Consider the following 13,450-nt stretch of genomic DNA (forward strand, 5'->3'; position numbering starts at 1 on the left):
ACTTTTAAATTTGGTTAATTAAGTGCAACTCGACTCATAACTAAGTTAATATCTATACCGCATACATTCCGATTAGAGTCCCGACAGAATCTAATTAAAAAGGAATGGAAAATGATGAAAACGAATACCCGTTCTCAATGGAAAATCTTTACGCCAATGGCAGTCGCAGTCTGTCTGATGACAGCCTGTTCCGATGGTGACGATGGGAAAGAAGGTCCACCAGGGATTGTGAGTATCAGCATTGAACAAGCGGATACACTCAAAGCGACAATAGAAAATGTGGTTATCGATGCACAAACTCATGTGCAGGTCGATTTCTTCCTCAGCAATGCCAATGGTATTGCGGTCACAGGGCTAGAAAACCTGAAGGAGCTAGATACCTTAGGTGTCGGTATTGCCAAATTAGCACCGCCGCAGGAGCACTATCAAATCACCCAAGCCGCGGCGAATGCTATGGCAACAACTGGCACAGAAGTCACTAACTCTGCAGCAAGCGCGACAGATGCTGCGTTGCAATGGACCAGTTACATCAATAATCAAGTAGAACCTGCCACAAATGCCCAAGCGAATGCACAGACTCAGTGGCAAGCAGGCATTGAAAGCAACTGTAAAACGGCGTGTCTAACCTCCTTAGGCGCGGGCCAATACCGTTACACTTTGAGTAAACCACTCACGGGTTACTCCCAATTTACGGGGATAGATACCCAGTACTCGCCTGAGCTCACCCACAGAATTTACCTAGAGTTAAAACCGTTCGCAAATAGCCCAATCGACACTCAGTTGATCAACAGCGTGTACGATTTTGTGCCCGCCACAGGACAGACAGTCGCGGCGGATATGGGCCGTAAAGTGATCGCGCCGGAACAAGCCTGTTTTCGATGCCACAACCCAGACTTAGCCAATACCGATACTCGCCTTTTGATGCACGGCAATAAACGTTTTGCCTTTGAGGGCTGCGTTGTCTGTCACACGACTTACTCTGGCGATCCTGAAACGGGTAATAGCCTTGATATGGCGACATTGACACACCAGATCCACCAAGCCAAATATCAAATTGTCGGTTACAAGGGACAGCTATATGACTACGCCAATGTGACCTTTCCCGGTGATATGACCCAATGTCAGCAATGCCATATTCCCGGCGCAACGGCGCAAAGTGGCAATAATAATATCCCCAGTAAAACCGCTTGCCTTGACTGTCACAAAGCGCAAATTCCCGCAGATTGGAATGGCACTGTAGCGGGTTTATTCCACAACAGGGAAATTTTTGCCAACCCATGGGCACTGGGTTGTAGCGGCTGCCACCCTGATAGCACTAATCCTGAAGGTGTCGGGCTTTTCCACAATGCCGCCGTGAAAACAGCCACTAAGCTGGTGAGCGATTACCAAGTTAAGTTACTGAGTTCGCAGCTCAGCGTTGAAACTAAGACCCTTGCGGTGACATTGCAAGTGCAGCAAATGGAGCAACTGCCCACCAGTCAACCTATGATAAAATCCTTCTGGTTGATTGCCACAGGTGAAACAAATAGCGCGAACATGCCAATCAATAACGGCCAGCGTAAAGTGTGGGATTTATTAGTAAACACGAGCGACGTCGCCTTAAAAATTACCGCACCCAATCAGCTAACCGTCACTATATCTAACCTGTCGGCTGCCGATTTTGGCGATCTGAGTCAGTCAAAACTCTACAGTAAACTGGTGCTCTGTGCCGATAAAAATACCGGCTTTGCCGTTAACTGTAATATCGCAAATCAAGAGGTGAGTCTCAGTGCCATTAATTCGCTAAGCCTGCAAGGTCAAGCTGTTACGGCAAAAGCTAAGGTCGATGAACAGGCCTGTCGCCAATGTCATGATCAAGGATTAGAAGATAGAGTTCTGTCGGCGCATCAAATGAAAGGAATTTTTGAACCCAATAGCAGCTGTGGCACCTGTCATGCACCGCAAACAGCAACCGCACTGACCGATGGGCAATGTCAAAGTTGCCACAGTAATGATGCGATTATGTATCTCAATGCCAATGTGATGCATACTCCTGGGGCCAGCCAAATCAAGCCCTATCGCACCATCAACAACACTTTGAGCTACAGGGAAATGGTGCATTCACTGCATGCGGGAACCCGCACTGTAGTGGGTTTTGATAATCCACGTCCCGAACTCACTTACCCTAATGCAAAAAATAACTGTAGTGTTTGTCATAGCGCAGGACAGCTCAGTCTAGAGGGGCTAAGTGCACAGCAATCCCTGTTAGTTGCAACACCCGATGCCGCCAACCTAGGGCAAATTGCCGAGTACTCACCAACCTTAGCAACCTGCGCGGCTTGTCACACGCTTATCGATAGTTTAATCGTCCATGCGCGTAGCTTTGGCGGGGTTTACCAAAGTGATGCCAGCGGTGGTCGAATTTACCAATCAGGACAGGAATCATGCGCAACCTGTCATGCTGAAGGTCGCTCATCGGGGGTCGACAAGGTACACAAATAAGCCGTTAGATTTGATTTAATACCAAAAAAAACCGCTCACCATAATGGTGAGCGGCTTTATTTCATTCGTCCTAGTCCTATTTATCAATCTTTTGTCCGCACAAGGCTCAAAAGAGCAACGGCGAGCGCTTTACTTGATTTGACTTAGTTTAATGTCGTTGAGATTAAGGCTTGAGCACACTTTGGCTCTCTACTACCTGCGTTTGGCTATAGTCCTTAGGTCTAGAGTTCGACAAGGTCACACCACTTAAGGCTTCGGCGGTTAAGGTGTTATTACCATTCAATAAATCATTCAAAGTTCCAGAGTCACCATTCACTAATCCTAACTCCCTGAGCATGGCATCGATAACAGGCGCATTAGCGCGATAGTTTAACGCTGCACTGGTCACTTGCTCTGCGATACCACCTTGATGGTGAGCACCTTCGCCACCCGCAGCAAATTGATGACCTGCACCATAACCTTGAAGAATCTTAATACCTTCGATGTTTTCTAACGGCTTAACGGCTTGGGCCACAATTTCAGGCAAGGCCTTCAAAATGGCGAGGGATTTTTGCAGGGCAATTTGCTCATCACTCAAGACGTTTTCTGCTTCATAAAGTGCTTGTTTACCTGCTGCTTCAACGGCATACACTTTTTCATCCGCTTCGGCCTGCAGTTTTTTCGCATCGGCACTGGCGCGCGCTTCAATCAGAATCGCACTCGATCTGTCTTCAGCGGCACGTTTCTCAGCTTCGGCCTGCACTGTTACGCCGACAGCATCACGCTCAGCTTCCTTACGAGCATCAATCACTTCAATCTCTTTGCGACGATTAGCTTCTGCCACTTGGCGCGCTGTGATTACCGCTTCTTCTTTTTCAACTTTCAGTTTTTCGGCTTCAGCTGCACGAGCACGGGCAGCTGATTCTTCTTCAGATTTGGCCGCAACCGCAATGCGTTTTTCCTGCTCAGAAACTTCGATATCCCTTTGCTGTTGAATGCGCGATTGCTCAATCGACTTATACTTTTCAATCTCACGGGTTTCGATATCTTTGGTCTTTTCGATTTCAGCGGTTTCAATGGCGCGCTCTTTAGCAATCTCGGCTTCGCGTTCTTCACGGGCCTTGTTTTCTTTCTGCTTAATAATCTCCGCTTTTTGATCGGCGCGTTTAAATTCGAGTGACTGTTGCTGGATCAGGCGCGCTTCTTCTTCCGACTTTTCAATCTCTAAGGATTCCTTTTCAGCTTCGAGGTTACGCTGCTCGATCTTAATGCGGTTTTCCTGCTGAATATCGTTGGTTTCTTTGCGTTTCTCTTCGATAATCTTCGCCAGACGCGCACGACCTTCGGCGTCAAATGCGTTGTTTTCATTAAAAAACTGCAAATCAGTTTGATCGAACCCCGTTAATGAAACCGATTCGAGTTCGAGACCGTTTTTCTCAAGATCGTTGGCGACGTTATTTTGCACCCGCTGCACAAAATCGGCACGCTGCTCATGCATCTCTGTCATGGTCATTTCGGCGGCCACGGCACGCAGCACGTCGACAAACTTAGACTCCATCAGCTTTTTAAGCTCTTCAACACGGTTTGTACGCGTGCCTAAGGTTTGCGCTGCCATTGAAATACCATCGGAGTGTGGGGCTACACGCAAGTAGAAATCGGCCTTCACATCGACACGCATTCTGTCCTTAGTGATCAGTGCATCTTTCTGGGTTTTCTCCACTTCGATACGCAAAGTGTTCATGTTTACCGAGATGGTTTCATGTAATACAGGCAACACAATAGCGCCGCCATCTTTAATGATTTTCTCACCACCAAAGCCGGTACGTACAAAGGCCATTTCTTTGGTTGCACGTTTATATAGCTTGGCGAAAATTAACCCGATCACAATCAGGCCGAGTAGCACCATACCCGCAACGAGCAAAATAAAACTACCGGATGAACCTACGTTTGTTAACACATCCATTTGATTTCCTTTCAATTGATTTATGGCTTGGGAAGATTAATTATCAAAACGCGTAGCAGACCAGACGCGGCCTTCTCGCTTAAGCAGCACGACTTGAGTGCCTGAGGCAAACTCGATATCCGAAGTTTCGGGCTCGACTAAAACGTAATGTTTTTGTTGATGTTTATCGCGAACGACAGCTTCAGAGGGCATGCCTTTAATTGCGCAACCTAAGGTGATAGTGCCGACATAGCCGCTAAGATCATCTAGCGAGATCGCACTCGATTCATTTTTAGGCAAATGATCTGCAAGCACTCGACCAAAATAACGGCAAGAAAATGCACTGGCGACAATAGCAATGGGTAAAGTGAACAGTTGCGGCAGTAAAAAACCGGCAAGACTAACACTGATAAAATTGACGATATAACCCGCAATCGCAAAACTGGTCAGCGCAAGCACAAACCAAATAAGTAATGGGAGTCTATTTAGACACAGCCAACCGGCAATGCCCGTGAGTCCACCCGCGCCCACATCAGCATCATATTCCACATCAGCAGGCACCCATTGGTCTAACGCACTTAACATGCTTAAACCTATGAATAATGCGAAGACTTCAAACACACCAAGGGCCAGTACGCAGGCAAAAGCTATGGTGTAAGGTAAATTAGGCTGTTCAACTAAAAACGCCCACATAGTCATCTCCTTGAACAATACAGCATTCCATTTATTTCACTGTAATTATCGACTTAACCACAACAGAATAGCAAGGCAAGCACAATTTCCAAACTAAAAATTGTCCCTAAAACAGATTTTGACTATGCTCTTCTGCGCCAAAATCGCGTGGCCATCTTCGCTACGAGTACCCTATCGAAAACCACTTTAACACTACAACTCCCTTTTTAGCTTAGCCCGCGAGAGCTGCAAATAGCCGTAATCGCCATATATGGCGTGGATGCCATTTATTCAAGAGCAATAAATGGCCTTGCCTCAAGTGCGTTACTATAGCGTTAATATCAGCCCACTGAGTCCTGCATCTTCAGGTTGTTTGAGTATACTGTTGACGTCATTGTATGATCATCCTGTTATTGTTATTTATTCGCGCAGGATTTGATGCGCCAGAAGGGAAATTCCATGGACTCACCCAAGAGCAAAGTACCAACACCAAGTTACGATAAACTGACAGCACATTTTCAAAAAATTTCTCACTTTGAACATTTCAGCGCTCTTGGTGACTGGGATCAAGCAGCCATGATGCCTATGGGCGGTAATAGCGATCGCGGCGATGCAATGGCTGAACTGGCGCGACATATCCACACACTCAAAACCTCAACCGTCTTAGGCGAACACTTACACGGCGCGACGGACGAATCTCTCACAACGGAACAACAAGCTAACCTGCGGGAAATGCAGTACCAATATCAACAGGCAAATTTAGTGCCCGGCGATCTCGTGCAAGCCAAAACTAAAATGGCCTATCAATGTGAGAATGCGTGGCGTGAACAACGTAAAAATAATGACTGGCAAGGCTTTAAACCAAACCTCAAAGCGGTAATTGCACTTGCTAAGGAAGAAGCGCAGATCCGCGGCGAAGCCCAGAATATTTCCCCCTATGATGCCCTGCTCAATAAATTTGAGCCGGGAATGACCTCGGCAAAGCTGGAGCAAACCTTTGGCGGACTGAAAGATTGGCTACCGACACTCATCCAAGAAGTGCTGGCTAAACAGGCAAACGAGCCTAAGTTAACGCTAAATGGTCCCTTCAATGTTAGCGCGCAGCAAGCCCTTGGCCGAGATGTAATGGATTTTCTGGGGTTTGACTTTAACCACGGCAGGCTGGATATCAGCAGTCATCCATTTTGTGGCGGCGTGCCAAGCGATGTGCGGATAACGACCCGCTACAATGAGGCTGATTTTAGCAGTGCTATCATGGGCATAGTTCATGAAACAGGCCATGCCAGATACGAGCAAGGTTTACCTCAAGCGTGGCGCGGACAACCTGCAGGACTGGCGCGTTCTATGGGTATCCACGAGAGCCAGAGTCTATTCTGCGAAATGCAACTCGGGGCAAATCCGGCATTTTTACGCCAATTGCAGCCTAAAATTGCGCAACATCTTCATTGTCATTTTAGCGCCCAAGAATTAGCACAGCATTACACCCGCGTAGCGCCCGGACTTATCCGCGTCGATGCCGATGAAGTCACCTATCCTTGCCACATTTTACTGCGCTTTGAGGCAGAAAAAGCCTTTATCGACGGCAGCTTAACCGTAGATGATTTACCTGATTTTTGGTCGACGCAGATGCAACAACTGCTGGGGATTAATACCGATGGCAACTACCAAGACGGTTGCATGCAGGATATCCATTGGGCCGTTGGTGAACTAGGGTATTTTCCCAGCTATACCTTAGGCGCCATGTATGCCGCCCAATGCCGTTTTGCGATGGAAAAAGCCTTAGGACCAATTGAAACCCTGATCGATGCAGGCAAGTTGAACTCGGTATTCCAATGGCTGAGTGAACACATTTGGTCTAAGGGATCTTTGCTCACGACCGATGAACTGGTACGCCAAGCAACGGGTGAACCCCTAAATGGTCAATATCTTGAGCGTCACCTGCGCCAACGATATCTGGGCACTTAACCGCTGCTAATGCTTATACCCAAGCTACCTGAAGAGTCGAGTTTCAGAGCGCCTAGGGTGCATCAATTCAAGGCGCATCAATGACAGAATGTCGGCCACCTTTTGAATTGATGCAACACGGAAGTGAAGTGCCCTAGGCGCTCCGTCCCGGCGGGTTTTAACGCACTTTATGCTGCGTTGGTTATTTTTAACTTAGCCCGCTAGGTCTGCAAATAACCGCCTTGCCTAAAGTGCGTTAAATTCCCGCTGAATCCTGTATCTTCAGGTTGTTTGGGTATACAAGCGCTGAAAGCTCAGTTTATACGGGTTTTAAAGCGCTTTATATTGCCGCTGGAGCCTGCATTTTAACGCTGCTTGAGGTTATAATGCCGAGCTTATTTGAATCAGGACTCTTTCCACGGAGTTCCTTCAACAGAACTCTTGAAACAGGATAAATGTCGGCCATGTTACTGCGTGCAATCACCCCAGAGGATTGGGATGCCATTTTAGCGATCCAAGACGAGTGTTACTCACAACTGGATCCTGAGCCACTGCACGTACTGCAAAGTAAATGGCAGGTATCACCTCAGTCCTGTTTTGTGTTCGAAGTGGATAAATCGGTTGTCGGTTATTGCTTGGCCCACCCATGGACCGCCAATATGCCGCCAGCGCTATATCAGCCCATCACCCATTTACCCAAGGCTGATACCTTATACCTACACGATATTGCGATTTCGGCCAAAGCCCAAGGTTTAGGCGCTGGCGCTAAGGCGCTGACCCGCCTAACACTACTGGCTGATCGCTATAATCTCAATTCCTTATCACTCGTAGCCGTACAAGGTGCCGACAGCTATTGGCTTAAAATGGGTTTTAAACCTAAGGCAATCGATAAATGTCTTGGCAGCTATACTGACGATGCTATGTATATGATTTATAAATTTAATCATAGAGATGAAAAATGAATCCAACCCTAACCACTATCGGTTTGCTTTGCTTAAGTAATATTTTTATGACCTTTGCTTGGTACGGGCATTTGAAAACGCTAGGCTCAAAACCTTGGATTATTGCGGCCTTAGTGAGCTGGGGTATCGCCCTATTTGAATACTTGCTGCAAGTGCCTGCTAACCGTATCGGCTACACAGTAATGAATGTCGGCCAGTTAAAAATTTTACAAGAAGTCATCACCTTAAGTTTGTTTGTCCCCTTTGCCTATTTCTATATGAAAGAACCATTGAAGCTCGATTATCTGTGGGCAGGACTGTGCATCTTAGGTGCTGTGTATTTTATTTTTAGAAGTGAATTTAATTAATTTCAGACTTATTTCAGGAGAGCTCCCCCCCATGGCCCGTCAAGTCACTTATACCTTCAAAGGTAAGACTAAAACTATCGCCTTTAGCTACGACAAACACCATGATTTATATGAAGCTGTGGCCGAAGCAGAAGGCATAGATCTGACCAAATTTTTGGCTATGGAACAACAAGTCGCCATGACATCTCGTAAAGGTGCTAAGGCTGAAAAAGAATTCAGGAAAGTAGAGTTTGTCCGCTTTGGTTTTAGCAATATCCACTTTGTCAGAGATGAAGAACCTGAAGCCTAGGCTAGTGTATTAATTGTTTTTTGTATTAGCTGTAAGCACTTCAATAACAGGACACTGTAATGCTCAATACCGAACATGCTAATTTCCCCCGCGCAGGATTCTTCCGCCGCCTAGGCGCTGCAGTTTACGATTCGATGTTAGCCGTGGCCGTCTATATGGTTGCTGGCGCAATGGGCTTTGGGATTTTCTACGGCCTCACCGCTTCAGGACTAGCTGGCATGAATGGCTTTGAGCATGTCTCAGATGCACTCAATGGCACGCCGGTTTATCAGGGAATTTATCAACTTTGGCTTGCCTTGTGTGTCGGCACTTTCTACGCATTATTCTGGAGTAAGGGCGGTCAAACCTTAGGGATGCGCGCTTGGCGGCTTAAAATTCAGCATCCTAATGGCCAAAACTTAAGCCTGATCACTGCCTATGCTCGCATCATTTGGTCACTGCTCGGCATTGGCAATTTATGGATTTTAATCAATGATGATAAGCGCGCACTGCAGGATATGATGACTCGCTCAGAAGTGGTCGTGCTGTCTAAAGAAGCCAACCAAATGCGTAACTGGCATGGGGCATAAGTTTATTCTTAAGTAAATCCGAAATACAAAAAACGACGCAAAAGCGTCGTTTTTTTATGGACTATTTTTATGGACTATTCTTAATTGACGGAATCCGGAGTAAGGAGTAATAAGCTGCGTATCATCGCCGGATAAAGTAGAAGGCAACGCCAGTAAACAACAAGCTTGGCGCAACAGCCCCCACATAAGCAGGTAGCTCATACACTATACTCATGGGGCCAAAAATCTCATTACTGATATAAAAGCTAAAACCTGCTACGACCCCAAGTAATACGCGCGCGCCCATAGTCACAGTCCGCAGCGGGCCAAATACAAACGACAGTGCCACTAACATCATCACTGCGACCGTCACGGGCTGCATCACCTTGCGCCATAAAGCAAGCTCATAACGGCTGGGATCTTGACTGTTAGTTTTAAGGTAATCAAGATAACCGACCAGACCACGTATAGATAACGCCTCGGGTTTAATCGACACTACGCTGAGCTTATCTGGCGTTAAACTCGATTGCCATTGGTCTTCTTCAAGATACTCAAGCACGACTTTTTCATAGCTTAAATCAGTACGTTTAACGTCAAATAAACGCCAGCGATCTTGGGAAAAGACCGCTCGGTCTGCGTGAACTACGTTGGTGAGCTTAAGTTCGCTATTGAATTTATAAAGCGTGATATTGCTGAGTTTATTGATGTTTTCAACTTCACCAATATTAACGAACAAATCACCATCCTTTGCCCAAATTCCACGATGGGACTTAATTAAACTCCCACCAGAGAGTTTAACAGCTTGCAACTCATTGGCTTTTTGCTCAGCAATCGGTGCGCCCCACTCCCCTAAAACCATCACCAATAACATCAAAGGCACAGCAGTTTTCATCGCCGACATAGTGATCTGCAAACGTGACATGCCAGAAGCTTGCATCACCACAAGTTCGGAATTCGATGCCAACATTCCCATACCAATCAAAGCGCCTAGCAAGACGGCCATAGGAAAAAACATTTCAATATCCCGTGGCACTAAAAATAAAACATAGATGCCAGCATCCATCATGCTGTAGGTGCCACGCCCAACTAAACGCAGCTGGTCAACCCATTTGATAATCCCTGATAAACCAGTCAGCACCAACAAACAAAGTGCTGAAGTGCTTAGCAATACCCTAGCGATATAAAGGTCTAATATCTTCATGCTGCCACCTTCTTATTGGCAAACAAGGACGATATACGACTGAAAATAGGCCTATCTTTGCCAAGCAAAAATAACCCCATCAAGAGCGCAGAAACATGGATCCACCACATACCTAAATACAGTGGAATAATCCCATCTTGCAATGCCTTACGTCCCGCGACCATTAGCCCAAAATAGCCAAGATATAAAAGTACTGCTGGGAACATCTTAGCAAACTTACCTTGGCGCACATTCACCCGCGCCAACGGCACAGCAATCAGTGTCATAATTGGAATCGCGAGCGGGATAGCAAGACGCCAGTGGAATTCAGCCGCGGCTTCAGCACCTTCAATTTTCACGAGTTCATCAACGGGCAGTGCAGATAATTTACGGCGACGCTCATCAACTTGCTGCTCTTTAATTTGCATTTTATAACCACCAAATTCGATCATTTGGTAGTCCTTTGCCTTCGGGCTGCCTTGATAACGCACGCCGTCATTCAAGTTCAATTGTTGAGCACCTGAACTATCTTCCTGTACTCGTCCACCTTTAGCCACCACGACATTGGTCACGCCAGTTTCATCATCAGGATCAGGCAACTGGGCTACAAACACTTTATCTAACTCGTTATCTTTACCAATACGCTCAACAAATAATACCGCGCGACCATTGGGACTCGCCTGAAAACGCCCTTGGATTAAGGCGGCAAGACCCGCTTCGGACTGGGCTTTTTCGAGTACTTGGTTTTGCTGTTCTTCTGCCCAAGGGGCTACATAAAGGGATAAATAGCCAGTAAACAGCATATTGATCACGGCGAGGATCAGCGTCACGCGGGTGACATACCACTCACTGACCCCAACACCGTGGAGAATGACCATTTCATTTTCGGAATACATACGGCCGTGGGCCAGTAAAATACCCAAGAACAAACTTAACGGCAACACTAAGATCACCAGATAAGGCAAGTTAAGCCCAATCAGAGTCATGATTAAAGAGGCGGGAAAATCGCCGTCGGAGGCATCGGCCAGTATACGCACGAAATGCTGGCTAATAAAAATAGTTAACAGCACTAAAAGTACCGCAATTTGTGCCTTTAAAACTTCTCGAATAAGGTATTTAAATACAATCACAGGCAGGATCCGGTCTCTAAACTTATCTTTTTGCTGGTAACAGACTAACTTTCATGTAAACTGTTTACTTTTGATAGTTTTCTGACCAGCTTCAGGGGTTCTAGGTAAACTTAACGTCACGAAATGCGTGACTCAAGCGCCGAGAATAAATCACCTTTGGAGTAATAACTTAGGCCCTTTTCGGGACAAGCAGACATTATCCAATAAATATAAAAATTTGTCTTTAAGAATCTAGGAGTGCTCATGGAGTTTAGCGTAAAGAGCGGTAGCCCCGAAAAACAACGCTCAGCCTGTATCGTGGTCGGTGTTTATGAACCCCGTCGTCTGTCGGGTATCGCGGAGCAATTAGATAAAATTAGCGAAGGTTATATCAGTAACCTACTGCGTCGCGGCGATCTGGAAGGTAAACCTGGCCAGATGTTATTGCTGCACCATGTTCCTAACGTATTGAGTGAACGTGTATTATTAGTGGGTTGTGGCAAAGAACGAGAATTAGACGAACGCCAATACAAACAAATCATCACTAAGACAATCAACACCCTTAACGAAACGGGTTCAATGGAAGCGGTTTGCTTCTTAACTGAACTGCACGTGAAAGGACGCGATACGTATTGGAAAGTACGTCAAGCGGTTGAAACCACTAATAGCAGTCTTTATAGCTTTGATGCCCTGAAGACCCGCAAAGGTGAAACTCGCCGTCCACTGCGTAAATTAGTGTTCAATGTCCCGACTCGCCGTGAATTAACCTTAGGTGAGCGCGCCATCGAGCATGGTATGGCAGTATCTGCTGGCATGCATTTATGTCGCGATGTAGCCAACATGCCACCGAACATCTGTAATCCAGCCTATTTAGCTTCACAAGCTCGCCAAATGGCTGAAATACACGACACTCTGCATGTCACCACTATTGGTGAAGAGCAAATGGCCAAACTGGGTATGAACTCATACCTTGCAGTCGGTCGCGCCAGTGCCAACGAATCCATCATGACTGTGATGGAATACAAAGGCGCTGTCGATAGCACAGAAAAACCAATCGTATTAGTCGGTAAAGGGTTAACCTTCGACTCGGGTGGCATTTCATTGAAGCCTGGCGAAGCCATGGACGAAATGAAGTACGACATGGGTGGCGCAGCGGGTGTTATCGGCACCATGAAAGCCATCTGTGATATGAAGTTACCTATCAACGTTGTGGGTATTCTGGCTGGCTGTGAAAACATGCCATCGGGTAATGCTTACCGTCCAGGTGACATTCTGACCACTATGTCAGGTCAAACCGTTGAAGTGTTAAATACCGATGCGGAAGGCCGTCTAGTCCTATGTGACGTATTAACCTATGTTGAGCGTTTCGATCCTGAATTAGTTATCGATACTGCAACCCTGACTGGCGCGTGTGTGATTGCCCTTGGTAAACACGCATCGGGTCTGTTCTCATCGCATAACCCTCTGGCACACGAACTATTAAGTGCCGGTGAGCAAAGTGGTGACCGCGCATGGCGCATGCCATTGTGGGATGAGTATCAAGATATGCTCGACAGCCCATTTGCTGACATGACCAACTTAGGTGGCCGTCCAGCAGGTGCTATCACAGCAGCATGTTTCCTTTCGCGCTTTGCTAAAAAGTACAACTGGGCTCACTTAGACGTTGCGGGCACAGCTTGGAATAGCGGTGCTAACAAAGGTTCTACGGGCCGTCCAGTGCCACTATTGACTCAGTTCCTGATCAATCGTGCTGGCGTCGAACTCGGCGAATAACCAACTATCCGGCCTTAGTGTGTTAAAGGCTCGATAAATGAAAGGCGAAGATGAAAATCTTCGCCTTTTTTATTTTCTTAATTTAATCAGAAAATCGATTTCCTGAATAAATTAAGAAAATAAAAAAACGGAACAACTAGGGTCTGTTGATCTTTCGAGAGTGATTTTTAGACAGCATGGCAAGACGTTATAATTTGCTTCGCCAAAAGTAACCATAACCTCAA

11 protein-coding genes are annotated in these 13,450 nt (G+C 46.4%); 7 read left to right on the top strand and 4 right to left on the bottom strand.

All coding sequences use genetic code 11. The features are described from left to right. Window positions 1-111: 111 nt before the first annotated feature. Window positions 112-2,481: an OmcA/MtrC family decaheme c-type cytochrome gene (locus KFE26_RS22390; protein WP_212601765.1), complete on the top strand. Its 2,370-nt coding sequence runs from the start codon at window positions 112-114 to the stop codon at window positions 2,479-2,481. Window positions 2,482-2,644: 163 nt separating this feature from the next. Here the strand turns inward: KFE26_RS22390 and KFE26_RS22395 are convergent, their stop codons facing one another. Then, window positions 2,645-4,423, bottom strand: a complete 1,779-nt coding sequence (locus KFE26_RS22395) for a flotillin family protein (RefSeq protein WP_028761347.1) — start codon at window positions 4,421-4,423, stop codon at window positions 2,645-2,647. 36 nt (window positions 4,424-4,459) lie between these two features. Then, the gene (locus KFE26_RS22400; RefSeq protein ID WP_028761348.1) at window positions 4,460-5,095 is read right to left on the bottom strand and encodes a YqiJ family protein; all 636 of its coding nucleotides are present in this window, start codon (window positions 5,093-5,095) and stop codon (window positions 4,460-4,462) included. Between the two features lie 438 nt (window positions 5,096-5,533). On the opposite strand from KFE26_RS22400, the gene KFE26_RS22405 reads away from it, so the two are divergent. The 5 genes from KFE26_RS22405 to KFE26_RS22425 all read left to right on the top strand — a co-directional run bounded on the left by KFE26_RS22405 (window position 5,534) and on the right by KFE26_RS22425 (window position 9,185). Then, on the top strand, window positions 5,534-7,039 hold the full coding sequence (locus KFE26_RS22405; protein WP_212601766.1) for a carboxypeptidase M32: 1,506 nt from the start codon (window positions 5,534-5,536) through the stop codon (window positions 7,037-7,039). A gap of 443 nt (window positions 7,040-7,482) precedes the next feature. Next, the gene (locus tag KFE26_RS22410) at window positions 7,483-7,980 is read left to right on the top strand and encodes a GNAT family N-acetyltransferase (RefSeq protein ID WP_113939489.1); all 498 of its coding nucleotides are present in this window, start codon (window positions 7,483-7,485) and stop codon (window positions 7,978-7,980) included. Then, the gene (locus tag KFE26_RS22415; RefSeq protein ID WP_006082592.1) at window positions 7,977-8,327 is read left to right on the top strand and encodes a DMT family protein; all 351 of its coding nucleotides are present in this window, start codon (window positions 7,977-7,979) and stop codon (window positions 8,325-8,327) included. Before KFE26_RS22410 ends, KFE26_RS22415 begins: the two co-directional genes overlap by 4 nt. Before the next feature lie 31 nt (window positions 8,328-8,358). Then, complete coding sequence (locus KFE26_RS22420; RefSeq protein ID WP_113939371.1) at window positions 8,359-8,616, top strand: DUF2960 domain-containing protein; 258 nt, start codon at window positions 8,359-8,361, stop codon at window positions 8,614-8,616. Between the two features lie 59 nt (window positions 8,617-8,675). Further along, window positions 8,676-9,185, top strand: a complete 510-nt coding sequence (locus tag KFE26_RS22425; protein ID WP_028761351.1) for an RDD family protein — start codon at window positions 8,676-8,678, stop codon at window positions 9,183-9,185. Between the two features lie 121 nt (window positions 9,186-9,306). On the opposite strand, the gene lptG is transcribed toward KFE26_RS22425, so the two are convergent. Next, window positions 9,307-10,365 carry an LPS export ABC transporter permease LptG gene (gene lptG / locus KFE26_RS22430; RefSeq protein WP_212601767.1) on the bottom strand — a complete coding sequence of 353 codons (1,059 nt, stop codon included), beginning with the start codon at window positions 10,363-10,365 and terminating at the stop codon, window positions 9,307-9,309. After that, window positions 10,362-11,474 (bottom strand): LPS export ABC transporter permease LptF, encoded by a 1,113-nt coding sequence (gene lptF, locus KFE26_RS22435; RefSeq protein WP_113939369.1) that lies wholly within the window; start codon window positions 11,472-11,474, stop codon window positions 10,362-10,364. Before lptF ends, lptG begins: the two co-directional genes overlap by 4 nt. 243 nt (window positions 11,475-11,717) lie before the next feature. Between lptF and pepA the strand changes: the two genes are divergently transcribed. Next, window positions 11,718-13,226, top strand: coding sequence for a leucyl aminopeptidase (gene pepA, locus KFE26_RS22440; RefSeq protein ID WP_006082597.1), 1,509 nt, complete (start codon window positions 11,718-11,720; stop codon window positions 13,224-13,226). Window positions 13,227-13,450 lie beyond the last annotated feature (224 nt).

Source organism: Shewanella sp. M16, assembly GCF_018224605.1.
Taxonomy (GTDB): Bacteria; Pseudomonadota; Gammaproteobacteria; order Enterobacterales; family Shewanellaceae; genus Shewanella; species Shewanella oncorhynchi.